The sequence below is a fragment of the Planococcus maitriensis genome (genome assembly GCF_003289925.1).
Taxonomy (GTDB): domain Bacteria; phylum Bacillota; class Bacilli; order Bacillales_A; family Planococcaceae; genus Planococcus; species Planococcus maitriensis.
The window spans coordinates 97,127-122,056 of the sequence record NZ_QLZQ01000001.1 but is presented as its reverse complement, the minus strand read 5'-3'; the positions used below and the strand labels follow the sequence as shown (position 1 = coordinate 122,056).

Below are 24,930 nucleotides of genomic sequence, written 5' to 3'. Positions count from 1 at the left end.
CCTCAATCCTTGCGCGTATACTTGCGCACTGCCGGCAAAATTTCCGTCGCCAATAATTCGAGATTGCGCTCGAGGCGCTCCATCGGCACACCGCCGAAATCCATTTGCGCGATATAGCGCTGATGGCCGTAGAGTTCGTGCTGATACAGGATCTTCTCGATGATTTGCTGGGGGCTGCCGATATTCATGACGCTTTCTTTCGTCGCCCCGTGCTGGAACGCTTCCTGTGGATAACCGCGCCCATTGGTTTTGACCATTCCTTTATCCACATGTGGATAATATTCCGCAAGCGCCTGCTGGGTCGTCTCGGCGGCGTTGAAGAAGCCGGCTGTCGCAACCGGCAATTGCGCTGCGTCGTATCCTGCTTCTGTCGCGGCATTGCGGTAGGCATCGATGGTCATCTTGAACGTTTCCGCTGGGCCGCCGAGCGTCGCGAGCATCATCGGCACGCCAGCCCGCCCCGCTTTGACGGCGCTTGACGGATGTCCCCCGACCGCACGCCAAATCGGCAGCCGGCCGTGTTCCGGGCGCGGCAAAATCTGCGCGTCTTTTAGCGATGCGCGGAAGCGGCCGTTCCAATTGACGGTTTCCTGTTCGTTGATTTCCAACAGAAGCTTGAATTTCTCTTCATACAATTCTTCGTAGTAGCGGATGTCATAGCCGAGCAAATCGAACAGCCCGACACGCGACGCCCGCCCGGCGATGATTTCAGCGCGCCCTTCCGAGATCAAATCGATTGTCGCGAAATCCTCGAAAACGCGCACCGGGTCGGATGTGGAGATGATCGTCGAAGAGCTCGACACTTTTATTTTTTCGGTTGCCTGCGCGATCGCCGAGAGGACGACTGAATGCGCTTGCGTCGCGAAATATTCCTGATGGCTTTCGCCGACGCTGAAAAAGTCGACGCCTGCCTGTTCGGCAAGCTGCGCGAAGCGGATGATCTCGCGGACCCGCTCCCCTTCCGATTGCCGTTTTCCTGTATGCGGGTCCGGCAGATGATCGCCGAGTGTATAGATGCCGAACTCGAGACCGTTGTCCGGATTGATGCGGTATTGTTCCATGTTCTCCATCCTTTCGCCTTGCTTTTCCCAATCCTTTTCAGTATAACGGCTCGCGCGGCGGTGTGGAAATCATCCATTCGGCTGAAAAGAGGGAGGAAAACGGGGCTCTTCTAGTGAAGTGTATATTAGTGAAAAACTTAAACTCGTTCTGGACGGACGCTTTTCGCGGGCATGGCTGGAGCCTCCTCGGTCGCTACGAAAACCGTGTGCTTTCACATCTGCACAGCAGATGCGACGCAAATAAATGTGCTCAGCTTTGCTTCGTCCATTTATTTCCTGCGGGGTCTCCAGACTCATGTCGCTCCTTCGCTGTGCTCCGTCACTGCTCCCTTAGGAGTCGCCGCCCTCCATTCTTTAATCTCTAATATTCTATTCGTTGTAAAACAAACTCAAAGTTATAGCATTAGGAGGCCAATAGATGAAAAAATGGACAGCCGCCGCACTGGCGCTTGCAGGAATCCTGCTCGCTGCCGGATGTTCAGGCGGAAACAACGAAGACACAGCAGAAAGCGCAACGCCTTCGAAAATCGATGGATTTTGGCAAGGCGCGATTGAAGTTCCAGGACAGCCGATCCCGTTTTCGATTGAATTTACTGAAGGCGAAGGCAGCTTGAGTATTCCGCTGCAAGGCATCGAAAACTATCCTTTGTCGACGGTTAAGTTTGATGATCCGGAAGTGGCTTTTGACACTACCATACAAGGCGAACGTTTGGTGTTCGAAGGAGCACTGAATACAGAAAAAATCACCGGCAACATGACGCAGCAAAACCAGAAATTCCCGTTTGAACTCGAGCGGGGCGAGAAAGAACAAGCCGCCGATCCCGAGAAAATTATCGAAACGGAAGTCGAGGGCGGCATGATGCAGGCGCTGGAAGAAATTCCTGATACGGACGGGCCACACCCCGCAGCGATCCTTATTGCCGGTTCCGGGCCGACCGATAAAGACGGCAATTCGCTGACACTCACCGGCAAGAACAATAGCCTGAAGATGCTCGCTGAAGAACTGAAAGCCGAGGGCATCGCGGTCATCCGCTACGACAAGCGCGGCGTCGGGGACAATGCCGCACTCGCCAAAAGCGAATCCGAACTGCGCTTTGACGATTACGCGGAAGATGCCGCCGCTTGGATCCGTTTCGCTAAAGAAGACGGGCGCTTTACGGATATCACGGTCATCGGCCATAGCGAAGGCGCGCTCGTCGGGCTCGTCGCAGCCAACCAGGAAGGCGTCGACTCCTATGTATCGCTGACGGGCGTCGGGCGCACAGCGGATGAACTGTTGAAAGAACAGCTCAGTACTTTGCCGGCCGCACAGCGGGAGGAAGCTGATGCGATTCTTGGGCAACTCGCACAAGGCGAAACGGTGGACGAGGTGAGCCCGGAACTGCAGCAAATCTTCCGTCTTTCCGTTCAGCCATACCTCCAGTCATGGATGGCGTATGACCCGATTGAACAAGCCGCAAAACTCGACGCGGAGGCATTGTTTGTCGGCGGCACGCGTGATTTGCAAGTGCCGGCACGGGATGCAGAACTGCTGCACGAAGCGAAATCCGGTTCCGAACTATTGATTGTCGACGACATGAACCACGTACTGAAACCCGTACCGGATGACCAGCAAGCCAATATGGCAGCTTATGCCGACCCCGATCTGCCGCTTGCAGACGGTCTGGTGGAGAGAATTGCGGAGTTCTTGAAAAACTAATCACATGCACCGGGCTTCCCTTTAAAAATAACCATAAAAAATCCGGCTGAACTTTTCGGTTCAGCCGGATTTTTTTATTGGTCCATCAAGCGCTTTTTATAAAGGATAAACGAAATAATGGTCAACACCACTGCCCATACCGAGATGATGACAAGCGGTCTGGCGAGTTCCCCAGCAGCCGCTCCAACTTCCATCGCCACGAGCAACTCACTCAATTGGCTGCTCGGTAAATAGCGCAGCACTTCCAAAAACGGATACTGTTCTTCAAAGGCCAACGCAAACGGCCCGGCTGTAAAGATGATCAGCACCGGAAAAACCGATAGCGAGGCTTCCAGCAAAGTCTTTGAGTACAAGCCGCAAATCGTCCCAATCGCTGTATAAAGCAAGATGGAAATCCCGAGCGCCGCCGCCAGCAGCATCACATTCGAGGTCTCGTAACCGAATAAGTAGGTGGTGAACGCCAGGACAGCCGCTGAAATAAGGAAGACGAGCGCACTTTTTCCGATCAGCACATCGAGCATCGAGGCCGGGGTCATCATGAGCGAACGCAGCGTATTGCGCTCTTTCTCCTCGGCAATTAAACAGGCCTGTACGAAACTGGTGAGCATCGCCAGCGAAAAGTTCATGATGAACGCATAGATCGCTGCCTGATCGCCAGCTTCCGACCGGTAAAGGAGCGCAAACGCAATCGGAAACAAAATCATGATGGACACCGCATAGTTCCTGGAGAACTCTTTATAATCTTTGATGAAAATCGCTTGGATACGCTTTAAAGACACGTTCATACCAATTCACTCCCCGTCAGTTTGATAAAAATATCACCAAGGCTCAGCTCATTCGTGTACATGCGGTCGATTTGCCCACGGCTCATCCACCCGGCAATGGCCGTCGCCGAATCTTCGTTCATCGACAAGCGCTCTTTTTCTCCCGACGTCAATTCCACCGTCAGCGTGCCATCGCGATGCACCTTTTTCAATTCGTCAGGCGCCCCAATCGCACGAATTTCTCCTTTATGCAAAATCGCTACGCGTTCGCACAGAGATTCCGCTTCCGTCATATCATGGGTCGTCAAAAAGATCGTCGTCCCCCGTTCATTCAAATAGCGCAAGCCTTTATGGATATGCGCCGTGTTGACCGGGTCGAGCGCGGACGTCGGCTCATCCAAAAACAGCAATTCCGGCTCGTGGATAATTGCGCACGCCAACGTGACGCGCTGGCGCATCCCTTTCGACAGCACACTGACCCGCTTTTTGCGGTCGGCATTCAAATTGACGAAATGGAGCACTTGGTCAATGGACGATTTGGGTAAATCATACAAACGCCGAAACACATCCAGGTTTTCTTCAATAGATAACCGTTCATACAAGCCGCTATTGTCAGTTAAGATGCCGAAGCGCCGTTTCTGGGCTGTTTTTTGCATCATTCTAGACGGCATCTCCATGACAGCAGCATGCCCGTCCGTCGCTTCCAATTGGGCAGTCAAAATCTTGAGCAAGGTCGTTTTTCCGGAACCGCTCGGCCCAAGAAAGCCGAAAATCTCTCCCTTCGGAATTTCGAAAGATACATCTTTTAAAGCCATATTGCCGCCAAATGCTTTTTGGATATTCTGTACGGAAATTGCATTCATGTGCGCCACTCCTTTTCGTTGATAACACCAGCATAGTAAGAAAAAGGAGCAGACGCTTTGTGATTCCGCTAATATGTACCATTTCCCGGCCGAACTGTACCGTAAAATCCGTGATTCGGTGATTATTTCCCGGGAAATTAAATGTTCAGCAACTCTTTTAATTCGGCTAATTTCGTCCTCGACAGCGGCACGACGGAATCTTTTCCGGTCGTCAAACGCAGGCTATAGCTGTTTTTCGTCCACGTGATCAATTCCCGCACTTTTTGCAGATTAACGATATACGAGCGGTGGCAGCGGAAAAACCCGTAATGCTGGAGTTTGTCTTCCAATTCCGCCAAGGTGAGTGCGCACGTATAGGTCTCCCCTGCCACATGAACCATAGCCGAGCTATTGATGCTTTCGATATAATCGATTTCCGGCGGGTTGAACAGAATGGTTTTATCGTTCTTTTTCGTCGGGATTTTTTGGATCTTGAACTCCGCTTCGCCAGTTTCGTGAGCATTTTCCGCTTCATCTTCAGCATCCGTTATATCCAATAGATGCAACCCCGCTTCATCCAAACGGTAAATAGCATCGCAGCTGATCAACGCATCTTCCAGATTAGCAGTGAGAATCAGGATTTGTTTTTCTTCCGACAATTCTTCCAACAGCCGCTTAAATGCCAATTGATCGGGTTCTTCCAGTTGAAAATACGGCTCCTCCAAGATGATGATCGGCTGCTGTGCGTAATAAACGCGCAGCAAGGACAAATAGATTTTCTTCGACGACGGCAAATCGGCAATTTTCACTTTGTGGTAGTCGCCCAATTGAAACAACTGAAGCATTGAGTGGACCGGCTTGTCGTGGCCGCTGACCGACTTCATAAAGCGCAGCAATTCCTCGACGGTCAAACGCGTGTATTCGCCTTGTTCCGCAAACGACAAATAGGCATCTCCCCGCTCTGCAAATTGGGCCAGGAGGATTTTCTTGCGCTGGACATTGGTCTGAATACCCAGCACTTTGCCTTTCTCCATGCTCAATTCCAGCGACGGGATGATTTTCTGTCCGTTGACGTTCATTTCTCGAATGTTCATAGGTTCCTCCTGTCTAACGAAAAAAAAATTCTTACATATATTGTAACCTTTCTTTTGCCGCTAGAGACAGTTTCGCTTTTGGAAATTGCGTTTTTTCTATTCCACGAAAAAGGCGGCGCCCCATTGGATGCCGCCTTGCTGTTTACTTATCGAGTTCACGTACTAAGGTGTGCGCATATCGGTCATGCGGCATTTGTGCGCCCATGTCCTGCCCGCGTTGTTTGAACCATTGGAGCGGCATGATCGAATCGCGGTGTGCGAGGCGTTTCAGGATTTGCTGATCCGTCAGTTCCCCACCGTCCGCATTTTCGATCTTAATGCCTGCCACCTTTTGCCCGAGCGTCTGCCCGCTTGTCTTCAACTGGACGTATTCGAGTCCCCAGAACACCGCAGTCGGCGTCACAAGCGCATGCACCCACTCTTGTTTAATTTTCTTGCGTAACAGCGGTTCCACGACTGCAGTCAATGCACCGGATACCACAAAATCAATCGCTATCGCCTTGCCGCGTTTTTTCGTCAATGCATCCATGTTCCATTCCCCCTCATTGCTGAATATATCCATTATACCGTTTCGGCTCGGCAAAGACAGCCGGAGCTGTATGCGTTATGATAAGGAAAAACCAAGGAAAATCGAGGTGACACGCATGGCATTTCTAGTGATTTGGCTGATGATGATTGCATACGCTGTCTTTTTCGCGCCTTCGGGTTCCGGCGGCATCGAGTTCGGCCCGCTTCTCATGGGCTATTGGGAAGGGGTCGACCCGCTCATACTCGCTGTCTTCAACTCGCTCGGCATCTTCCCGCTCGTCTTTTTGACGCTTCTTGTGCCGAATGACCGCTTCCGCTGGCCGGCGTGGCCGTTCGCGCTCGTGTCGTTCGGAGTCGGGGCATTCTCGCTCTTGCCGTATTTCGCATTCGGCGACAAGCCGCCAGAGAAAAAGCGCCGCGGCCCGAATTGGCTGCACAGAATCCTGCGCTCGAAAGCGTGGCTGATCTTTGTCGCTGCCATCAGCATCATCAATTTCCTCACCGTCTTCCGCGGCTTTTCGCCAGAAGCCTACGCGGAAGCGTTCCAAACTTCCAGTTTGGTGTCGGTCATGACCATCGACTGGTTCGTGCTATGGGGCTTGTCGATCTATGCCATGTACCGCTTCTTGCCGGACGCGAACTTCAAGCAATTGGCTTTGCTGCCGGTGGTCGGGCCGATTCTTGTATTATTGTTCAACCGCACGGCAACTAAAGATCATTAAAAAGCGTTCCCGGCACGATGCCAGGAACGTTTTTTTGTCCAGTAATTCAGTTGGTCATTGCAGAATCCCGTTAGCGTTTTTCTGCTTGTCCACTGCCCACTCGTAAGAACCTTCATGCAACGTGAGGGTTTGGTTTTCAATCCAAGCGATTTTCGTGAACAGCTTCTGCAGGAAATAGCGGTCGTGGCTGATCGCGATGATCGTGCCGTTGAACTCTTTCAAGGTTTCCTCAAGCACTTCACGCGATTCGATGTCGAGATGATTGGTCGGTTCATCCAATATGAGCACATTGCAATCTTCCTGCATGAGCTGCGCGAGACGCAAACGCATCTTCTCGCCCCCGCTGAGATCCTTGACGCGCTTGAAGACGTCGTGGCCGTAGAACAGGAATTGCGCAAGCAAATGGCGAGCGTCGCCTTCTGTCACCGACAATTTATCGCGGAATGCTTCGATAACGCGCGCCTCTCCGTCGAACGCCTCAAACTGCTGGGCGAGATAGCCGATTTTGACATTGCTGCCGAGGCGCACTTCCCCGCCGACCGGTTCGATTTCACCAAGTAAAATCTTCAGCAAAGTCGATTTGCCGGTGCCGTTGTCGCCGACGATTGCCAAGCGATCCTGCCAGTAAACGGATAGCTCGACATCAGCAAATAGCACTTCATCGCCGAAGCCGTGGAACACATCCTGCAGCTCGAACACCCTTTTGCCGCTGCGGTCATTGGCTTGCAGCTTCAACTTCATCGCCTTTTCCGCTGCCGGGCGCTTCACTTTTTCCATACGCTCGAGCATCTTCTCCATCATTTTCGCTTTGCGGAACAGATCCGGATTCGGCGGTGAGGCTTCGTTCGCCCATTGGCGCAGGCGGCGTATGGATTCCTTGATTTTCTGGATTTTCTTCTGCTGTTCTTTATACGCCGCAAATTGCTGTTCCATCTTCGCTTGCTTATTGCGCAGGTAGGCATCGTAATCGCCTTTGCTTTCCCACATCTCGCCGTCTTCGATTTCATAGACTTTGTGCACGACGTTATTGAGGAATTGCCGGTCATGCGATATGACGACGACCGTACCGCTGTAGTATTCCAAATAATGTTCGAGCCATTCGATCGCCGACAGGTCCAAATGGTTCGTCGGTTCATCGAGCAGCAGGACGGAAGGCTTTTGCAAAATGAGCTGCGCGAGCATCACTTTCGTTTTCTCGCCCCCGCTGAGCGAATCAAACTGCTGGGCCGTCAGATGTGCGACACCAAGTCCGTTTGCCACGGCTGCTATCTTGGACTCCGTTTCATAACCGCCGGCCTCCATGAACTGCTCCTGCAGCTCGCCGTATTGCCGTAGCACCCGCTCGTCCGCACCATTTGCCAGCTGGATTTCCAGTTCGCCAAGACGCTTCTGCATTCCGTGCAATTCGCTGAAGCTTTCGTTCAACACTTCGTAGACGCTATATCCCGGATAGTCAGGGATTTGGTGCAGATAGCCGATCTGGGTATTCTTCGTCCGGATGATCGTGCCGGCATCCGGCTCTTCCAGCCCCGCCAGCAGTTGGAATAAAGTCGTCTTGCCTGAACCGTTGCGGCCGACAATTGCGATTCGTTCTTTTTCATTGATTTCGATCGATAAATTGGTGAAGATTTCATTGCCGCCGATGGATTTCGTTAGTTGTTGTGCTGTGATTTGCATCGTTTACGCCTCCAGGGCGCAGCTGAAAATCGGTACAAAAAAAGACCGCCCGTATCGGGCAGTCTTCTCTACTGGTGAAAAGAATGTCAGATATCAGCTGCGCGTAATTTTGAAATTGACTAAAAAAGGGCAGACTTCTCCCGTCGGCGTCAAATCAAACGTAATGACACGTGTGAAATACAAAGCTTCCTCCATTTTCACACCCATCACCGCAGCACATTTCTCCATTCTTTTCACCTCCGTTCCGTTTAATTATCTCAATATTATCACATCTCTTGGTGGAAGGGAATATCCAAATGCGCCTTTTCCGCCATATTTTCGATCAGCCCTTTGCCGGCGACTGCTCCAAAACGTTTCGCAGATCCGCCAAGCCATTAATTATGGCGTCCGCCTCTTTCAGTTCCTGTTCCTGCGCAAAATCAAAGCGGCAGCCGACCGCAAACAAACCGTTCGCTTTCGCCGCACGGATATCCGACAAGCGGTCTCCGACAACCGCCCCTTCCGTCACGCCGTATTTCTCTTTGATCATGCGCACGAGTTCCCCTTTATCGGATGTGGCGGCTTGTTCGATGCTGAAGGTTTCCGTCACCCATTCATCTAAGCCGTAATACTCAACAATCGCCGCCAAATAACGGACAAGCCCATTGCTCGCAATGAAAATCCGGTAGCCTTCCGAACAAAGCTCACTGAACACTCCTGTAACGTCAGGATACATCGCCCCCTTGCCTTGGCCGATATTTGCGATCAGCCGCTCGAGAAAATACGCATCCATCTCGCGCTTGGTCTCCTCCGACTGCCCCGGCAACAGCGCTTCCCACACCGCAGGCAGCGGCACACCCATGATCTTCCGGTACTCCTCCACCGGCGCCGCGCCTTGCCAAGCGCCCCGCTCGCGAAGAACCGAGAACGCCTCTTCCAGGGACTGCTCCAAGATCGTGCCGGTCTGGAACAAAGTCCCGTCCATATCAAAAATGATTGCTTTCATCTGCCTCCCCCCTGTTCTTTCTATAAAGATCGCAAATCCTATAAAAAGTTCCCGGATTCTAAGGAAATACCTTTTCAATTCAAAAAACCGGCACGCATTTGCGCACCGGCCAGATTTTGCAACTTATTTAATGCCCATCGTTTTCTTGTAAGCGTCCAAATACACCTTCTCGGACGGGCTCGCTTGGTCCGGCCCGCTCATGGCGCGGTGCCAATGCGGATAGAATGGCGCCGGACGGGCTGCCGCTTCGATCAAGTCGTGCTCATCGCGCTTGAGCTTGATCTTGTAAGACGCGATGTTTTCTTCCAGCTGCTCTTCGTTGCGCGCCGCGATGACGATCGGCCCGACGTTCGGGCGGTCGCGCACCCACGCATAGGCGATTTGCGGCACGCTGGCGTTGTGGTTTGCCGCCACTTCCTCCAAGGCATCGATGACGGTATACAAACGCTCCTGGTCATACACCCAAGGCTCCGGCCAGCCGCCGCCTTGGCGCGTATCTTTCGGCGCTTCTTTGCCGCGGCCGATCTTGCCATTCAACAAGCCTTCGCCGAGCGGGCTCCAGATCATCGAGCTGACGCCAAGCTCCGCGCCGGCTGGAAGCAATTCGTACTCCGCTTCGCGCGCTTCCGGCGTGTAGTAGATCTGCTGGGTCGCAGGCGGAATTTTGCCGTTCTGTTCAGCGAAGGTATGCGTCTTCGCTAGCGCCCATCCGCTGTAGTTCGACACGCCCCAATGGCGGATCTTGCCGGCTTTGATCAAGTCGTTCATCGTCTCGACCGTCTCTTCGACCGGCGTCTGGCCGTCCCATAAATGGACGAAATACAGATCCAGGTAATCGGTGCCGAGGCGCAACAGCGATTCATCGATCGATTTCAACAAATTCATGCGCGAGGCGCCGCGTGAATTTTGGTGGTCGTCAAACGGAAATCCGGTCTTCGACGTCAACAATACTTTGTCACGTCTGCCGCGGATCGCCGCGCCGAGCACTTTTTCGGCATTGCCTTGTGAATACAAATTCGCGGTATCGAACATATTGATGCCCGCATCAAGCGACATGTCGATCATGCGGTTTGCTGTATTTTCCTGTACATTCCCTGCCGCTTCGAACCCGTTTGTCCCGCTGAACGGGATCGTGCCGAGAATGTATTTCGGGACGCGAAGCCCCGATTTGCCTAAGTTAATATAATCCATTGAAAAAATCCTCCCCGTTTATCGCTTTTCGATTCTTGAGGATTAAATACCCTTTCCGAATCCCGTTAAACAAAGCCGGAATGCCCTTCACGTAAAGGGGGCATTTCATTGTCCTGCAATAGATATGCCGCGAATCCTTGCGCAAATAAAAAACCGGGAACAAAGCTTTCGCTTCGTCCCCGGTTTCATTTTAGCTCCCAATCATTACGCCCATAAGATCCGGTACGATCCGCCAGTTTCCTGTTCCAGGCGGCAATTATCGGAAAGCAGTTGCCGGAACGTCTCCGCTTGCGCTTCGTCCAGCATGATGCCCGACAGCCCCTGTTCGGTTTCCGTGTAGTCGAGGTCCGCTTCCTGGCCGAACTTCAAGCGCAACAGGTTCTTCGCGCCGTTGATCGTCAAGAATTTCACTTGGTAGCCGTCACGGAATATCGCCTCGAGTTCTGAACCGAGCGATGCGAAATTATCGTTTTTCAAAAGCTCGCCGATTTCTACGCCTTCCCGTCGAGCCTTTTCGATGCGGATCGCGTCCGGCATGGAAATTTTAGTTAAAGTCATGTCATCCCTCTTTCCGAATATCTTGGTATTCCTTTTATTTTAGAAGAATACGAGCTGAATCTCAAATCTTGGAAACCCAAGCAGAGTCTTCTATTGCTGCTCCCACCAACGCGCCGACGTATAGGAATCAAGCTCCTCCAAAGAAAGCGTCTCGCCAATTTTTGGCGTCAGCAATTCCACACCCAATCGCTGCGCTTCTTGTGAGGCGCGCTCCACCGGGTCTGTCCAGCTGTGAAACGCCAAAGTGAACGCCGCCCAGTGGACGAGCATCATCTTATCCGCCCGGACGTCGAGCACTGCCTGCACCGATTGCTCGGGCGCCATATGCGAAGTTTCCCAGCGCGGATCGTACTGGCCGCCTTCCACCAAGGCGAGATCGAACGGCCCGTATTTATCGCCGATCTCCTTGAAATGGCTGCCATAGCCGCCATCACCGCTCGTATAGAAGCGGAAATCGCGGCCCAGCACGGCCCAGCCGCCCCATAATGTCGAATTTCGGTTGAACAAGCCGCGTCCCGAGAAATGCTGCGACGGGGTCAACACAAGAGTCAAGCCTTCAAAGTGGATTTCTTCCCACCAGTCAAGTTCGGTGATGCGCGCCGATTCCACTCCCCAGCGCTCAAGATGCGTCCCGACGCCGAGCGGCACGAAGAAATGCCCGACTTTACTTTCCAGCGCACGGATTGATCCGTAATCGAGATGGTCGTAATGGTCATGCGTCAACAGCACCGCGTCGATTTCCGGCAGCCGCTCGACATTCTCCAGCCAGTCCACGCTATAGCGCGCACTTCCGGCAAAAGCCAAAGGAGACGCCCGTTTTCCAAGCATCGGGTCAACGAACAGTTTTTTTCCGTCAATACTTAACAGAAACGTCGAATGGCCGAACCAGGTCAGGCTGTCTTCCGGGCCGTTGACCGCCTCCCGGTCGATATCCGCCACAGGCAACTTGGCAACTGGCGCTCGACCCTCGTCGCTTGAAAACAAAGTTTCCCGCAGCATCGAAAAGCCTTCCGATGCACTGATGTTCATGTCCGCTTGTTCCAGATTGGTGAATTTCCCGTCTTGGTAATGGCCGCGCTTCACAAACGACGCCTGTTGCACTTTAGTCGGCGTCGATCCGAGCGGCGCGTGCGCTTTCAAAAACACGGTCGATAGGACAGATGCGGCCGCAACGCCCGCAAGAGAATACAAGGCAATTTTTTTCATGGCTCCTCCAAAATGGAAATGTAATTGATCCGTTTCCTGGCTTTCAGTATAGCCGGAATGGCATTCGTTTTGCACATCTGGAAACCCTTCCCACAATAAAAAAAGCCTGACTCCCCATTTTTTCGACGGAGGGTCAGGCTTTTACTGTGGGTTAGACCGATAATTCAACCGGCAAAAATTCAGCGATCGACTGTTCGCGCTTATCGAGCAGGATCTGTTCACGCTTGACGCCGTTTCTGCGAAGCAGCTCAATGTTCTCTTTCAGGAAGTCATCGCTTCCGACGATATAAAACAACCCGTCCGCATCATCCGCGAAACGCTTTACTGCCTCGTAATACTCAGCGCGGCTATCGGCGAATTGCACGGTAAAATTGTCGTCGTCAGATGTAGCGAAGACATCCTGGAATAAATAAGCTTTCGACGAATCGACATTCAAGGAATGCATCGACAAGACACTTTCCGCATTGCTCAAATACTCGAGCACGAGCGGACGGAACGTCGCAAGGCCGACGCCTGATGACAAGAGATAGACGTTCTTTCCTTCGCGCTTTAACGGCACATTCGAATGCGTCTTGAAAATCGCCACTTCATCGCCCGGCTTCATCTCGCGCAAAATCGACTTGAACTCCGAGCATTGATCCTTGATGCGCGTCGTGATGCCGATGGCGTTTTCATGCGGCAAGGTACAGATCGACATATGGCGGATCAAGCCGCGGTTCGGTTTGTCTCCGGCGTTGAAGCCTTCAAACGCAAAATGGGTATGCGAGCCTTCCTCCCACGAGAAGCCTGCCGGCAAGTCGAGCAGATAAGTCTTCACTTCCGGGCTTTCGTCGATGATTTGATTGATTTTCGTCCAATAGATGTGCATCCAAATTCCTCCTGTAGAATCCTTTAATACATTTAGCATACTCTAATTGAAAATAATTCTCAATTAAATACACCAATCCCTTATGTCTTATTGCGTCAAAGCCTGGAATTCCCTCTGCATTTAATGTTAATTTTTGGTATAATAAATTAAAAAGGATTATATTCCTTCTTCATGGGCCGGTCTCTGCCAATTGACAACGGCCCAATCGCCGACTGAAACCCAGCTGAAGAATTCACAACTAGAGGAGTGTCTTGAATTGAAAAAGCAAATGACCTACTGGATCATCCTGTTGCTAACCGTCTTTATGGCTGGCTGCACCGAAACAGAACAAGCGGCGACTCCAGAAACCGAGATGCAACATGAAACCGCCGTTGAAACGGAAACATCGGAAGAACCGGCAGACGAAACGCAAGAAACCGGCACGGACGATGAAACTGCCAAAAGCGAAACAGAACAGTCAGCTGCGGATGGCCCCGAAGAAGAAACTGTCGCGGAACCAGCAGATGATCGGTTCGCGGGATACAAACTGATTGAAGTGGACGGAGGCGACCTGTCCGGACACCGCGAAGCGAACACCGTCGTATCAGTCGGTTACGGCGACCGCGAATATTGGGCGTTCACGAATGAACATGGCCAATTGGAACGCGTCGTGGCGGATGAAATTGTGCTGCAAGATGACACGAACGAACCGGTCCTCGAATCCGGCCGCTATTATTCCGACGAAGCAAAAGTTCCTGGCGTCGAAAGTGGCATATTGGACGAAGGGCACGTCATTGCGGATTCACTCGGCGGGGTATCGAACGCCTATAACATCACTCCGCAAGAAAGCACGCTGAACCGCCACGGCGACCAGGCGTATATGGAAAAAGTCATTCGCGATGCGGGCGGCGCCACGAATTTCGAAGCCATCATCACCTATCCCGATACCGAAACGCAAGTGCCTTCCAGCTACCAATACAGCTACACCGTCAGAGGCAACGAAGTGGTCGACACCTTCGACAACGTCAACCCCGATGAAGTCAACGCCTCCCTCGGCTTGACGGACAGTGAGCCCGCAGAAGTGGAATCCACCACCCCGGAAGCGAGCGGTCCCGAAACAAGCGGTGATGTATCAAGCGTGGACGCCAACGGCAACGGCCAAGTGACGATCCAGGAAGCGAAAGACGCCGGTTTCACCATGCCCATCATGAGCGACCATTGGCTGTATCCGCATATGCGGGATAACGATAATGACGGGATGGTTGGGGAATAAAGTTAAGTGCAGTGACTACAACTCAAAATTAATATAGGAAAACACTGAGATCTTTTCAGTGTTTTTTTCTTTGTGAAAAAACGCAAAAAAGCACCGCCATGAGCGATGCTTATACTGTTTTGTGTTCAATTATCCGCTGGCCATCAACTTCACATGTCCCGACATTTAAATCTTCTTCCAATCATGCGCTCCCTTCGCCCAGCCGCCGATTGCGACACCCATCGCAATCAGCGGCGACGCGAACTCCACATCTTCCATCACCAAATACTGGTGGCCGAGCGGCATCAATTTCCCCGACAGCAATAGCTCTTCCCGCAGCTTCAAATAACGCTTCGGGCATTTCGGCGAGGTCGTGCCCGCAAACTTCGAGCCGCGCTGTACGACAAACCGCTCGCCTTCGTAAAACCCGCTCGCATCCGCCCCGCGTTTCGACGTGATGTAGAACAATTCCGGCGGCGGCTCCTGGTAGCGCTTCACCATCCCGCTGTCGAACGGATCGACCGCCTGCTCCTCCCCCGTCGCCGGATCCACCTCAAAAAAGCGGTACACTTCCCCAAACTCCGAATGCTCAATCGCCTCAACAAAAAACTCCTTTTCCATCAGCTTTCCTCCCGTCTAAGAAAATTGCCTTTCATCTCTTAGATAGATGGAAACTGCGGAAAAGGAGACAGTGTTTCGAAAGTTTTTTTGCAAAACTTGCGATTAGTTGTAAAACATGGAATCAGCAGCTATTTCATTCCTAGATTACTGCTTCAATAAAGACTGGACGCGCTGCGGGTCGAAGCCGAGCACCCACTCGCCGTTGATGTTCGTCTGCGGAACCCCCATCTGGCCAGTTGCCTGGACAAGGCGGCTCGCCGCTACTGGATCTTTCTGGACGTTGACGTCGGTGTAGGCGATGCCGTTTTGATCCAGGAAATTCTTGAGCATTGTGCAGTAAGGGCATGTGTTAGTTGAATAGACAGTTACTTGGTTAGTCATGTGGATTCCTCCCGTGTAAGTGATATCTTTGATTAACTTTATAATACCCCTTAGGGTATATATTTTCAAGCAGATTGCTCATCGTTTAAAACGCATCACTAATATAGTTAGCATCAACCCAGATAGTTCTTCCAACAGGAACATTTTTACTATAATGTAGATATAAACAAAGAGGAGGATCTTCTACCATGGCTAAGATACCTATAAAACCCGTTGCCGATTTTGCAATAAAGCATGGACCGAAAGTTGTTGATCAAATTGCTAAAAATCCCCATCTTATTAAACCCGCTATCGACAAAATTGACAAAGTTGCTCAGTGGCAAAATGAACGCAAGGAAAAAAAAGAAGCAGCACGAACAATTCCCTACTTAGAGCAGCACTATAAGCTATATAATGACGAAATTTTACCAAGTTTAGACACCTGCCAAAGAAGCGAATTGCTCAGCTATAGACTGGATGTCCAAAAAACACTCGTCCAGATCAGTGCAGATAAAGCAAAAGACGCCAAGCCGAAAGCTGTTCTTCACAATAAGAAAAGTAAAAAATGGGAGCAAGTGTTGTCCCAAATCGAAGGTAAGTTGAACACAAAAGACTACGAGGAGTACTTGAAGCTCTACCATAATCCGGAAAGTGAAAGTGCTTATTTCGAAGGCTATGAACAAAATACGGCCATCTTTAAGAAACTGCTAACAGAAAATGATTCCGGCAAAATCCGCGAATTCCTTTCCAACCAAACAAACATGAGTATCGAGGACATCAATAGAGACTTCTTCCTGGAATTTTCTTAAAAATTTACTTAATATCAAAAGGACCACAGAGAGCAGTAAAGTATAGCCACTCTCTTGTGGTCCTTTTAATTTCTATTCGCTGCCTTACGTTCAAAATAAGCATGCAAACGATATTCAGCAATTTCCTTTGTCCAGTCAAAAAGAATCCGCTGATGCTCAATACTTGGCGATAGATTCAACGAAAACGATCCTTCATCGAATGTCACTAAACCGCCTTTTGCGCTGCCGCTCCATTTCGTCATCGGCATCCGTTCAATCAGATCTGCAATTTTCTTCTCATCATAGTCTCTGAGCTTCCTGCCCTGCACATCATTGAAATCTGCATTCAGTCTGTATTGTTTAGCCGTTAGGAACTCATGGAAATAAGGAGCGGCTTCCACCGGTGTAATCGGATCTAGCCAGCTCTCCACGTCCTTCGACAACATATAACTCAAGACGACCATCTTATAGCTTTTGTTCATGCCGGTCTTCTCGACTTCCAAAAACCAATTCTGATGTTTAGTCCATACTTCAATCTCTGTCGCATTCAGTTCCGCCGCATAGGCAAGCAAGCCGAACCAGCTGCCGAATTCCTGCTTGACCGTTTTCGAAACGGCAGTCCCCTGTAGATGAAATTCCAAATAGGTCGGACGCCTGCCGAGCTCGCGCTTCAGCTCCCGGTATGCAAGAACCATCGCCTCTTTTCGCGGCGCGCGTTTTTTCCGCAGCTCCTCGAGAAGATTGACGACTTCGAGTTCCAGCTGAAAATCGCAGTTCGCAGGAACGAGCGGCTCCACGCCTTGCGTTTTTCCTTTAGCCTGAGGCTGTGTATCGAAGACAGAAAGCTTCAGATCGGCATTGCGGTAATTGCCGATAAAGTCGATGATCACGCAATGATCTTTTTTGTCCGCAATGCGCAATCCCCGGCCGATCTGCTGGGTATAGACTGTGAGCGACTCGGTCGGGCGGATGAAGAGCAAAGTATCGACTTTCGGAATATCGACACCTTCATTGAACAGATCGACCGTGAAGATGATTTCCAACTCTCCTGAATCCAATTGTGCTCTCGCCGCTTTCCGCTCTTCTGCAGGAGTACCGCCCGACAAACTCATCGAACGGATGCCACGCTCCCGGAAAAACTGGTCCATAAATTGCGTCTGCCGGACCGTCGAACAAAAGACGATCGTGCGGGTCTGCTTATGCTTTTGCCACGCCTCAAATACCGCTTCAGCATAGTCTTCCCTTAACTGCGCCTGAAGCAGTTCTTCTTCATCATAGCGATTCCCGAGCCAACGAATCTTCGAGTAATCGGTATTATCGTATACCCCGAAATAACGAAACGGTGCGAGCCAATTGCGTTCGATGGCATCGAGGAAATGAATGGAAATCGCGACGTTGCCATCGCATAAGGCATACACATCCTGATTGTCCATGCGGTCAGGAGTTGCTGTAATCCCTAACAAAAACTGCGGGTTGAAATGCTCCAGCAGCCTTCTATAGGTCGGGGAAGCGGCGTGATGGAATTCATCCACAATGATTAAATCAAACGAATCTCGCTCAAATTGATTCAGGTGATACTCACTGCCTAGCGTATATATCGATGCAAACAGAAAATCGGCGGACGTGTCCTTTTCTGTTGCATGATAGAACGCAGATTTTTTATTTGGATGCACATTTTGAAACGACTCTTTTGCCTGCTGGAGAATTTCCTGGCGGTGCGCGACAAACAATACACGCTTGAACTTCTTGGCGAAGAACGCCGCTAGATAAGTTTTTCCTAGCCCTGTCGCAAGCACGACCATCGCCCGGTTATACTCTTCCTCCAAGACATTATCGAGTGCATCAAGCGCTTCCTGCTGGGCGGGCCTCGGAGTTAAATCGGTTATGTACGAAACGCCTGTTTCGATTGCTTCTTGCGGCTGCGATTCTCCAAGCGTGAGCCCCACTTCTTCCGCTTCCGACCAAACGGGGCTGACCGGCCGCTTAAGATTCGCTTTTTCATGAAGCATTTTATACTCTTGGAGCGTTTCCTTATTCAACGGAATGGTTTCCTCCGCATAGAAATGTGCCTGGAATTGTTCCACTGCCTCATCGAATACCGTTTCATCCACTGAAGTTGGGGCGATCAAATTCCATTCCACGCCTTCGGTCAATGCGGAGCGGGACAAATTGGATGATCCAACGATAAGATGCGAAGTCTCTTTTCCCCGAAACAGATAGGATTTCGGATGAAACGAAGCACCGCCGCTTTTCCACAAACGAATTTCAGCGGAAGGCACTTCATCCAACAGAATCTCAAGTGCTTCCGGCTGCGTTACGAAAAGATAATCACCGATCAATAGCTTGATCGGCACACCTCGGTCTGCGGCTTCTTTCATAAACGGCGTCACGATTCTCACACCCGACTTCATCGCAAACGCGTTGATCCAATTGATTTCTACAGCTTCTCGTGCCAACCGACTCAAGTGGCTCACAAGCTGCGAGGTGACCAGCTGCAGTTTACTCATCCTCTACCTCGATCAAAAAGATGCGCTCTTTGAAGCCTCCACGTTTTTCCGCTTTTTTGACACGAACTTTTTCGACTTCTTCGAACGAAGATCCGTTGAGTTCAGCGGCTGCGTGAATCAGCTCTAGGATATCTGCGAGTTCTTCGACTGCATCTTTTGGGTTTTCCGTTTTCTCGAATTCCTGAAGCTCCTCAGCGAGTTTCTTCGTCACTTCCGTTTTATACTCTTCTTCTGATAAAATACGGGTTTCGAATTGAAGACCACTATTTTCGATTATTTGTGGAATTTTATCTCTTACCAATTTGAGGTAATTAGGCATTCCCCTACCAACTTTCGCTACTAAATATTATTTTTTTCGCATTCGATTTTCTATAAAGTATTTTCTGTTACTTTTTCCTCTGGCACTTCAAGTACTTCGTCATTGACAATCTTTATTACGTCTTCTCTTGTTAATACATCAAGTATGGTTGCACCGCCCATGATATTCAAATGTTTGGTAGCTTGTATAAAATGCTCTCTTTTAATATGATGCCCCTTTTCAGACCAATTATATAATGCTTCCAGAATACCTAGAGTTATGTCTCGATTCGATGTGAAGTTACTAGAGAAAAAGACTGTACACCTAGCTGAAAAATCGCTTTTTGTGAAGAAATCGGTCAACCAGAATGGGTTTTTTTCATTTTTTTCATCATATGTCATGAAGCCTGCCCACCAGAGTCGCGAAATAATGTGAATAAAAATAGAGCGTTTAGGTCCATATTTATAAAATAGAGCAGAATATATCCTTGTGCTATTCTCTTCTTCCAGTTCTTTTTCTAGTCTGTAAAAAATATAGTCTCTCAAATGAATATGAGCAAGTCCTGCCCATAATCTTTCTTGTGTGGCTTGCGAAGGCGTTAAGTGAATTAATGCTGTATATAGTATCTTTACATTTTCGCTATCACTAAGCGAGTATTCTGGATTTCGCGAGAGCTTTAAATCTTCATCTCCAACTGTAATATTGCTCTCTAATACCCTACCTTTTTCTGACAAGTATTTATCAAACCACTCTGAATCTTTTCTATAATAATATTTAAGATAAGCGTTATTATTAATTTTCAAGTCACTTAAAGTATCAATCGAGAGGAATTTTAACTTCACTACTCTTCCTCCTCTGACATGTTATTTTGTATTTCTGATAAAGCTGCACTTAATGGTTTTCTTAAAACTAATTGTGCGGCTTTCAAAGGAGTGAGCGATCCTTTGCCCATAGTCGTCAAGTCATAATTGTTATCTTTGAAAGTTTTATCCATAACCTGGTACCAAGTATGCTCTTCAAATTCTCCGACATTCCCCTTCAACTCTCCAAAAATAGAAATGAGCGCTGGAAAGATTACTGCTGCTATAATAGTGCTTTTAAACTTTTTGTCTCCATTTCGAGCGTACACATCATACTCTGATGCGGGTAAAGAAATAATAATGTTTTGTGAGTACATATCGACTTCCATATATTCTCCTTCTATGGAGCGATGAATATCAATAATAGAAGGAAATTCTAGTAGGTCAGTGTTATCATCTGGCACTATTATTTCTATAGCTTCTGCTATCCCCATTATATAGCCTTTTTCAAAGGTCAGATTTACATTTTTAAACCAATCACTCAATAGTTCATTGGTATATTTTTCAATTTTCGTTTCCGCAAGAATGAATGTATGGATAAATATTTTTCCACGTAAAGTAGATAGTGGAATTGTCTCACTAATAACATTTTCGGAGTGTTTAAACATTCTTCTATAGCTCGTTTGAGGACACTCCACATGGAGAGTGAAAGTAGCCGCACCCTTATTGATTAATGCTTCAATACCGGGATTTTTAAGTTTCAGACTAAGATTAATCTTTAATTCACCGAACACCGGAATCACTTTATATTCCACTTCAAAAATTGAATCTATATAGTCCTCAGTATTCTGATCTAGTACAGGGTATGGATAAGAATCAGCTATTTTCATACACTTGCACCTCCATTGCACATAAATTCGAATACTTTATTTTTAATAAAAAACTTAATTTCTGGACCTTTTTTCCATTTAAAAAAACCACTTCATTATTATTGATTTTTTCAATTTTTATATCTTGCTGATCAAACGCCACATTTTCAATTGGCAATTTCACTATATTTTGTTCACCGATTTGCTTAAATTCAATAGTCCCTTTTTCAAAAGCTTTATCAAGTACTACCGAAAATCTGTACAAGCCTTCTTTTTGATTCAAGCTTATGTACCGGCACTTATTAGCTACTAGCTTTCTTTTGCGGCGAGATTCACTTATATCTACATTTCCATCTGAATTAGGGTCTACACCCACTTCTCCTTCCGGTAATTGAGTTCCATTATTGGAAGAGTCGCCTTCTCCCGCTTCTTCTTCTCCAAATCCGCCCCTTTCTCCATCTCCCAATGCATTTTCTCCTCGGTCTATTGAAGCCTCATTTTCACTTTCTCTCTCATCTTCAAAAATTGTAGAAGCAGCCTTTCGATTTTTCTTTTTCATTTCTATTTTTGTGACCACTGAGTCAAGGCTTTCCACCAGTTGCTCGTCGCCTTGATTCAGGTTTCGCTTATCTGGTATAAAATCGCTGAGTCCAAAGGCGTTCATTTGATCAGAGATTGGTGGCGAGAATGATTCTTTGACAGTATCACGCATGAATTTTCTCAAGTCCTTAAAAATTTGTTCAGCTATTTTAGGGTTTTCTTCATACCGGCTTGGAACCCACTTATTATGGGCAGGGTTCTCCATCTCTTTGAAAATACGATTCATATTTTCCCCTTGTATCATTAACATTCCAGTGAATGTTATATTGCCGCTGATATGCCCTTGTTCAAAAATTTTCATTCCTGTTTTTCTTGTCATAAGAACTTTTCTATTAAAGTCCTCTCCTTCCATCAGCAAGAAAACAGCTTCTCCGTCTTTGAATTCTATTCTTCCTTGGTCATATCTTTTGGAAGGGTACTCAATCCTAAGAGTATTTTCAGAACTCAGGAGGTTAAAGAAATTCTTTAAATCTTTATTTTCTTTACTATCTTCTTCTAGCTTTTTAATAAGTTCATTAATATTTTTATGATTAATTTCAGAATCTCCTACTCTAACAATAAGCTTTTGGTAGTAAACTGTAAGAAAAAAATTATGAAGAATAGAATGAAGTATTTTCTTCTCTAAATCATAAATATCTATAAAAGCGCTGATAAATATATCAGTACCGGCTTCCTCTCTTTCAAAGCCGGAATCCAATTTCAGAGAATCGGGTATAGCCCTCGAATCCTCTCCATCGGTATAGTAACCCTTCCCGACAGTCATCCCTCCCCCATCTTTTTGAAAGGACATAATATCCGACACTCCTATATAAGAACGATAGCCCGTTCGATCCAAGCTAGAGTAAAAGATTGTTCTTAATCCCGAGCTTAGAAAAGGAGCGGCCTTCCCTATCCCGAAGCTTCCGCCTGAAGAATCGTTTTTATTGGATGAACCGGCTTCTCTAACCAAGGCACTCCAAGGGCTTCCTATTTCACCTGCGCGAGCTCCTTCCAACCCCCTTGTATTAAAATCACTTATTCGAAGCCATTGCATATTTCTTTCAGATAAAATATTCAATGCACTTTCTATAAATTCTGTGCTCTTTTTATTTTTTCCCTCCCACGTCATTTTTGCTCGCTCAAAGTTATTCCGTAATTCGTCTTTTCCTGGAAATACATTTGACGTGAATTTTTTAAACTCTACTATGACTGGTTTCGATTCATCTTCAACAGCATCTAGTGAATTCTGACATATTTCTCTAGTAAGGGAATCAATCGGATCATCGCGGAAAGTCTCTAAACCAGCATTATTTATTGAATTAATATTTCCACCTATTACAACCGGAAAGTTCCAAAAAGCCATTTCATTTCCTCCTAAAAATTTCTTTGAATTATTTTTGCATTTATCCCTTGAATTAAATACACTGACTAAAAAGACTGGAGATACAATAAAATGCACCTTAATGTGATTTTGGGAATAACAATAGATACTTTTGAAATGTGCGATTTGATTACAAAAAGAAATCAAGACCCTATAATCATCCTAGATTATCTTCAAGAAGCAGATTATATACGGTGCGAAAACTATGTTTATATGTCTCCAAACTATTTCAAAACTTATAAGTCTCGGTATGAAAAAATTACATATTATATGTCTCGCTATATAAATCCAGGAACTTGGAAATAGTTTCTCTTATTACTAAATATACTTCTATTAAAATTATAACAATTTTTTCATTCTAATCTAAATAGTGTGATCAACTATTATTTAATATCAATTTAAACTAAAAGCATTAAAAGATAGATTTTTGACATCCTCTTAATAAAATTGATAAGGAGGATTGACGCTCTATGGCAGACCGAATGACACAAGAACAACGAAGTCGGACGATGAGCTCTATTCGTGCACAGTCTAAATTAGAAAATCTATTCAGCAAAGCGCTCTGGCATAAAGGCGTTCGATTCCGCAAGAATGTTCGCAACCTGCGCGGCACCCCGGACATCGCCATAAAGAAATACAAGGGGGCCATCTTCGTCGATTCCTGCTTCTGGCACGGCTGTCCCCTCCATTACAAACGCCCGAAGAGCAACCAGGAATTCTGGGATGCGAAGATAGCACGCAATAAGGAACGCGACCTAGAGGTCGATGCCCATTACACTGAATTGGGCTGGCATGTACTCCGCGTCTGGGAACATGACATACGCAAGAACCTGGATGAAACAGTCGATTCGACACTGGAATTCATCCAGGCAGCTATGAGAAGATATAAGGAGTCGGATTGATGGCATAACCGAAAGTTTTTATATAAAATTAAGGTTTTCACGGATATTTATTGATCTTTCCCCGATAATTCGCTATAATTAAGAAAAACCGAAAGGATGTTCGGTAAATGGAACAAATAAAGAAACTCAGGGTCATCGAACTCTTCGCCGGTGTCGGCGGCTTCCGCCTGGGGTTGCAGAAAGCCAACCACGAACTCTTCGAAGTGGTCTGGGGCAACCAGTGGGAACCTTCACGGAAAGCCCAGGATGCCTTCGATTGCTACGCGCGCAACTTCGATACGGGAATCCATTCAAACGAGGATATCACCAAGGTATCCGACGATACATTCCATGACCTCCGTGCCGACCTGCTTGTCGGAGGCTTCCCCTGCCAGGACTACTCGGTAGCCCGCAGCAAATCAGGGGAACAAGGGATTCAGGGAAAGAAAGGCGTCCTTTTCTGGGAAATCAAGCGGGTGATTGAGAACACACACCCCAAATATGTCCTATTGGAGAACGTCGATCGCCTCTTGAAATCCCCTTCCTCCCAGAGAGGCAGGGACTTCGCGGTCATGCTGGCGACCTTCCGGGACTTGAACTATTCCGTCGAGTGGCGAGTGATCAATGCTGCCGAATACGGGATGGCTCAACGGCGTCGCAGGGTCTTCATCTTTGCATATAGGAACGGGATATCTTTCGATAATAACCAGAAGGTTTTCTCACCCGATGAGATAGTCTTCAATGAGGGATTCTTCGCCAAGCCTTTCCCGGTTGAGAAAGAGCCTTACAAAAATCGTATCTCCTCCGTCGAATTACCGTCGGATATCGTGGAGATTTCAGACGAATTCTCATACGGATTCCACACCTCAGGATATATGCGTGAAGGCAAGGTCTTCACTGCCCATCTCTCACCTACATTGGAAGAACCGATTCCGTTGAAGGATATTTTAATCGATGAAGAAGCGGTGCCCGAGAAGTTCTATCTCACCGAAGCGAACAGCGAGAAATTCGCTTACTTGCGCGGGCCCAAGAAGATTGAACGCAAGACCGCCGACGGTCATGTCTATCACTTCTCCGAAGGCGGGATGTCCCCTACGGACGATTTGGATAAGCCGGGCCGTACCATGTTGACTAGCGAAGGCTCCATCAACCGGAGCACACATATCGTTGAAGTGGATGGGAAGAAGCGCTTCCTGACCCCGGTCGAATGTGAAAGGCTTAATGGATTCCCCGACAACTGGACCGCCGGCATGAACGATCGCATGCGGTACTTCTGTATGGGCAATGCCCTCGTAGTCGACTTGATAGAGCGCATGGGGATCCGTATCGAAGAAATAGAAAAAGCTAATGAAGTGCATGAAATCCAAATGGAATTCCCAGTGTTCGGCTGACATCATCATAGATGTCAGCTTTTTTCATG

Annotated in this window: 25 protein-coding genes; 6 read left to right on the top strand and 19 right to left on the bottom strand. The window is 48.2% G+C overall.

Annotation, left to right across the window (positions count from 1 at the left end; genetic code table 11):
• Positions 1-2 precede the first annotated feature (2 nt).
• A complete protein-coding gene (locus tag DP119_RS00625) occupies positions 3-1,061 on the bottom strand; it encodes an LLM class flavin-dependent oxidoreductase (protein WP_112229924.1) in 1,059 nt (352 codons plus the stop codon).
• Positions 1,062-1,479: 418 nt separating this feature from the next.
• Between DP119_RS00625 and DP119_RS00620 the strand changes: the two genes are divergently transcribed.
• Entirely contained in the window at positions 1,480-2,760 is a 1,281-nt protein-coding gene (locus tag DP119_RS00620; protein WP_112229922.1) for an alpha/beta hydrolase, read from the top strand.
• 74 nt (positions 2,761-2,834) lie between these two features.
• Here the strand turns inward: DP119_RS00620 and DP119_RS00615 are convergent, their stop codons facing one another.
• The 4 genes from DP119_RS00615 to DP119_RS00600 all read right to left on the bottom strand — a co-directional run bounded on the left by DP119_RS00615 (position 2,835) and on the right by DP119_RS00600 (position 5,989).
• Positions 2,835-3,545: an ABC transporter permease gene (locus tag DP119_RS00615; RefSeq protein WP_112229920.1), complete on the bottom strand. Its 711-nt coding sequence runs from the start codon at positions 3,543-3,545 to the stop codon at positions 2,835-2,837.
• Positions 3,542-4,387: an ABC transporter ATP-binding protein gene (locus tag DP119_RS00610; protein WP_112229918.1), complete on the bottom strand. Its 846-nt coding sequence runs from the start codon at positions 4,385-4,387 to the stop codon at positions 3,542-3,544. Before DP119_RS00610 ends, DP119_RS00615 begins: the two co-directional genes overlap by 4 nt.
• 137 nt (positions 4,388-4,524) lie before the next feature.
• Entirely contained in the window at positions 4,525-5,460 is a 936-nt protein-coding gene (locus DP119_RS00605; RefSeq protein WP_112229916.1) for a LytTR family transcriptional regulator DNA-binding domain-containing protein, read from the bottom strand.
• Between the two features lie 142 nt (positions 5,461-5,602).
• Positions 5,603-5,989, bottom strand: a complete 387-nt coding sequence (locus tag DP119_RS00600) for an RDD family protein (protein WP_101191774.1) — start codon at positions 5,987-5,989, stop codon at positions 5,603-5,605.
• A 70-nt stretch (positions 5,990-6,059) separates the two neighbouring features.
• Between DP119_RS00600 and DP119_RS00595 the strand changes: the two genes are divergently transcribed.
• Positions 6,060-6,710 (top strand): hypothetical protein, encoded by a 651-nt coding sequence (locus DP119_RS00595; RefSeq protein ID WP_240616348.1) that lies wholly within the window; start codon positions 6,060-6,062, stop codon positions 6,708-6,710.
• A 54-nt stretch (positions 6,711-6,764) separates the two neighbouring features.
• Here DP119_RS00595 and abc-f read toward each other — a convergent pair whose 3' ends face one another.
• The 7 genes from abc-f to DP119_RS00565 all read right to left on the bottom strand — a co-directional run bounded on the left by abc-f (position 6,765) and on the right by DP119_RS00565 (position 13,195).
• A complete protein-coding gene (gene abc-f, locus DP119_RS00590; RefSeq protein WP_112229913.1) occupies positions 6,765-8,387 on the bottom strand; it encodes a ribosomal protection-like ABC-F family protein in 1,623 nt (540 codons plus the stop codon).
• Between the two features lie 93 nt (positions 8,388-8,480).
• Positions 8,481-8,615: a hypothetical protein gene (locus tag DP119_RS16015; protein WP_257721097.1), complete on the bottom strand. Its 135-nt coding sequence runs from the start codon at positions 8,613-8,615 to the stop codon at positions 8,481-8,483.
• Positions 8,616-8,709: 94 nt separating this feature from the next.
• The gene (locus DP119_RS00585) at positions 8,710-9,372 is read right to left on the bottom strand and encodes an HAD family hydrolase (RefSeq protein ID WP_112229911.1); all 663 of its coding nucleotides are present in this window, start codon (positions 9,370-9,372) and stop codon (positions 8,710-8,712) included.
• A gap of 123 nt (positions 9,373-9,495) precedes the next feature.
• Entirely contained in the window at positions 9,496-10,563 is a 1,068-nt protein-coding gene (locus tag DP119_RS00580) for an aldo/keto reductase (protein ID WP_112229909.1), read from the bottom strand.
• 204 nt (positions 10,564-10,767) lie between these two features.
• Complete coding sequence (locus DP119_RS00575) at positions 10,768-11,121, bottom strand: hypothetical protein (RefSeq protein ID WP_112229907.1); 354 nt, start codon at positions 11,119-11,121, stop codon at positions 10,768-10,770.
• A 90-nt stretch (positions 11,122-11,211) separates the two neighbouring features.
• Positions 11,212-12,327, bottom strand: a complete 1,116-nt coding sequence (locus DP119_RS00570) for an MBL fold metallo-hydrolase (protein WP_112231857.1) — start codon at positions 12,325-12,327, stop codon at positions 11,212-11,214.
• Between the two features lie 151 nt (positions 12,328-12,478).
• Entirely contained in the window at positions 12,479-13,195 is a 717-nt protein-coding gene (locus DP119_RS00565; RefSeq protein WP_112229905.1) for an FAD-dependent oxidoreductase, read from the bottom strand.
• 256 nt (positions 13,196-13,451) lie between these two features.
• Between DP119_RS00565 and DP119_RS00560 the strand changes: the two genes are divergently transcribed.
• Positions 13,452-14,447 (top strand): DNA/RNA non-specific endonuclease, encoded by a 996-nt coding sequence (locus DP119_RS00560; protein WP_112229903.1) that lies wholly within the window; start codon positions 13,452-13,454, stop codon positions 14,445-14,447.
• A gap of 165 nt (positions 14,448-14,612) precedes the next feature.
• Here the strand turns inward: DP119_RS00560 and DP119_RS00555 are convergent, their stop codons facing one another.
• Positions 14,613-15,047 carry a DUF4357 domain-containing protein gene (locus tag DP119_RS00555; RefSeq protein ID WP_112229901.1) on the bottom strand — a complete coding sequence of 145 codons (435 nt, stop codon included), beginning with the start codon at positions 15,045-15,047 and terminating at the stop codon, positions 14,613-14,615.
• 144 nt (positions 15,048-15,191) lie between these two features.
• Positions 15,192-15,428: a glutaredoxin family protein gene (locus DP119_RS00550; protein ID WP_068870638.1), complete on the bottom strand. Its 237-nt coding sequence runs from the start codon at positions 15,426-15,428 to the stop codon at positions 15,192-15,194.
• 188 nt (positions 15,429-15,616) lie between these two features.
• Between DP119_RS00550 and DP119_RS00545 the strand changes: the two genes are divergently transcribed.
• Complete coding sequence (locus DP119_RS00545) at positions 15,617-16,216, top strand: hypothetical protein (protein WP_112229899.1); 600 nt, start codon at positions 15,617-15,619, stop codon at positions 16,214-16,216.
• Positions 16,217-16,281: 65 nt separating this feature from the next.
• Here DP119_RS00545 and DP119_RS00540 read toward each other — a convergent pair whose 3' ends face one another.
• From DP119_RS00540 to DP119_RS00520, 5 genes are read right to left on the bottom strand one after another with little or no spacing between them, the layout of a single operon-like run.
• Complete coding sequence (locus tag DP119_RS00540; protein ID WP_112229897.1) at positions 16,282-18,702, bottom strand: DEAD/DEAH box helicase family protein; 2,421 nt, start codon at positions 18,700-18,702, stop codon at positions 16,282-16,284.
• Positions 18,695-19,021: a nucleoside triphosphate pyrophosphohydrolase gene (locus DP119_RS00535; RefSeq protein WP_112229895.1), complete on the bottom strand. Its 327-nt coding sequence runs from the start codon at positions 19,019-19,021 to the stop codon at positions 18,695-18,697. The genes DP119_RS00540 and DP119_RS00535 overlap by 8 nt, the downstream gene beginning before the upstream one ends.
• 50 nt (positions 19,022-19,071) lie before the next feature.
• A complete protein-coding gene (locus DP119_RS15960) occupies positions 19,072-19,842 on the bottom strand; it encodes a DUF6339 family protein (RefSeq protein WP_240616347.1) in 771 nt (256 codons plus the stop codon).
• On the bottom strand, positions 19,842-20,690 hold the full coding sequence (locus tag DP119_RS00525) for a hypothetical protein (RefSeq protein ID WP_112229893.1): 849 nt from the start codon (positions 20,688-20,690) through the stop codon (positions 19,842-19,844). Before DP119_RS00525 ends, DP119_RS15960 begins: the two co-directional genes overlap by 1 nt.
• Positions 20,677-22,611: a hypothetical protein gene (locus DP119_RS00520; RefSeq protein ID WP_112229891.1), complete on the bottom strand. Its 1,935-nt coding sequence runs from the start codon at positions 22,609-22,611 to the stop codon at positions 20,677-20,679. The genes DP119_RS00525 and DP119_RS00520 overlap by 14 nt, the downstream gene beginning before the upstream one ends.
• A 488-nt stretch (positions 22,612-23,099) precedes the next feature.
• Here DP119_RS00520 and DP119_RS00510 point away from each other — a divergent pair, with 488 nt between their 5' ends.
• Both DP119_RS00510 and dcm read left to right on the top strand, forming a co-directional pair.
• Entirely contained in the window at positions 23,100-23,531 is a 432-nt protein-coding gene (locus tag DP119_RS00510) for a very short patch repair endonuclease (RefSeq protein ID WP_112229887.1), read from the top strand.
• A gap of 107 nt (positions 23,532-23,638) precedes the next feature.
• On the top strand, positions 23,639-24,901 hold the full coding sequence (gene dcm, locus DP119_RS00505) for a DNA (cytosine-5-)-methyltransferase (RefSeq protein ID WP_112229885.1): 1,263 nt from the start codon (positions 23,639-23,641) through the stop codon (positions 24,899-24,901).
• Positions 24,902-24,930: the final 29 nt, after the last annotated feature.

Bases quoted from the DNA above. Each gene is read 5' to 3' on its own strand.
- DP119_RS00600 (WP_101191774.1), bottom strand. From the start codon at position 5,989: ATGGATGCATTGACGAAAAAACGCGGCAAGGCGATAGCGATTGATTTT.
- DP119_RS00605 (WP_112229916.1), bottom strand. From the start codon at position 5,460: ATGAACATTCGAGAAATGAACGTCAACGGACAGAAAATCATCCCGTCG.
- DP119_RS00520 (WP_112229891.1), bottom strand. From the start codon at position 22,611: ATGGCTTTTTGGAACTTTCCGGTTGTAATAGGTGGAAATATTAATTCA.
- DP119_RS00585 (WP_112229911.1), bottom strand. From the start codon at position 9,372: ATGAAAGCAATCATTTTTGATATGGACGGGACTTTGTTCCAGACCGGC.
- DP119_RS00575 (WP_112229907.1), bottom strand. From the start codon at position 11,121: ATGACTTTAACTAAAATTTCCATGCCGGACGCGATCCGCATCGAAAAG.
- dcm (WP_112229885.1), top strand. From the start codon at position 23,639: ATGGAACAAATAAAGAAACTCAGGGTCATCGAACTCTTCGCCGGTGTC.
- abc-f (WP_112229913.1), bottom strand. From the start codon at position 8,387: ATGCAAATCACAGCACAACAACTAACGAAATCCATCGGCGGCAATGAA.
- DP119_RS00570 (WP_112231857.1), bottom strand. From the start codon at position 12,327: ATGAAAAAAATTGCCTTGTATTCTCTTGCGGGCGTTGCGGCCGCATCT.
- DP119_RS00565 (WP_112229905.1), bottom strand. From the start codon at position 13,195: ATGCACATCTATTGGACGAAAATCAATCAAATCATCGACGAAAGCCCG.
- DP119_RS00550 (WP_068870638.1), bottom strand. From the start codon at position 15,428: ATGACTAACCAAGTAACTGTCTATTCAACTAACACATGCCCTTACTGC.
- DP119_RS16015 (WP_257721097.1), bottom strand. From the start codon at position 8,615: ATGGAGAAATGTGCTGCGGTGATGGGTGTGAAAATGGAGGAAGCTTTG.
- DP119_RS00510 (WP_112229887.1), top strand. From the start codon at position 23,100: ATGGCAGACCGAATGACACAAGAACAACGAAGTCGGACGATGAGCTCT.
- DP119_RS00615 (WP_112229920.1), bottom strand. From the start codon at position 3,545: ATGAACGTGTCTTTAAAGCGTATCCAAGCGATTTTCATCAAAGATTAT.
- DP119_RS00525 (WP_112229893.1), bottom strand. From the start codon at position 20,690: ATGAAAATAGCTGATTCTTATCCATACCCTGTACTAGATCAGAATACT.
- DP119_RS00580 (WP_112229909.1), bottom strand. From the start codon at position 10,563: ATGGATTATATTAACTTAGGCAAATCGGGGCTTCGCGTCCCGAAATAC.
- DP119_RS00545 (WP_112229899.1), top strand. From the start codon at position 15,617: ATGGCTAAGATACCTATAAAACCCGTTGCCGATTTTGCAATAAAGCAT.
- DP119_RS00555 (WP_112229901.1), bottom strand. From the start codon at position 15,047: ATGGAAAAGGAGTTTTTTGTTGAGGCGATTGAGCATTCGGAGTTTGGG.
- DP119_RS00595 (WP_240616348.1), top strand. From the start codon at position 6,060: ATGCGTTATGATAAGGAAAAACCAAGGAAAATCGAGGTGACACGCATG.
- DP119_RS00625 (WP_112229924.1), bottom strand. From the start codon at position 1,061: ATGGAACAATACCGCATCAATCCGGACAACGGTCTCGAGTTCGGCATC.
- DP119_RS00610 (WP_112229918.1), bottom strand. From the start codon at position 4,387: ATGAATGCAATTTCCGTACAGAATATCCAAAAAGCATTTGGCGGCAAT.
- DP119_RS00540 (WP_112229897.1), bottom strand. From the start codon at position 18,702: ATGAGTAAACTGCAGCTGGTCACCTCGCAGCTTGTGAGCCACTTGAGT.
- DP119_RS00535 (WP_112229895.1), bottom strand. From the start codon at position 19,021: ATGCCTAATTACCTCAAATTGGTAAGAGATAAAATTCCACAAATAATC.
- DP119_RS00620 (WP_112229922.1), top strand. From the start codon at position 1,480: ATGAAAAAATGGACAGCCGCCGCACTGGCGCTTGCAGGAATCCTGCTC.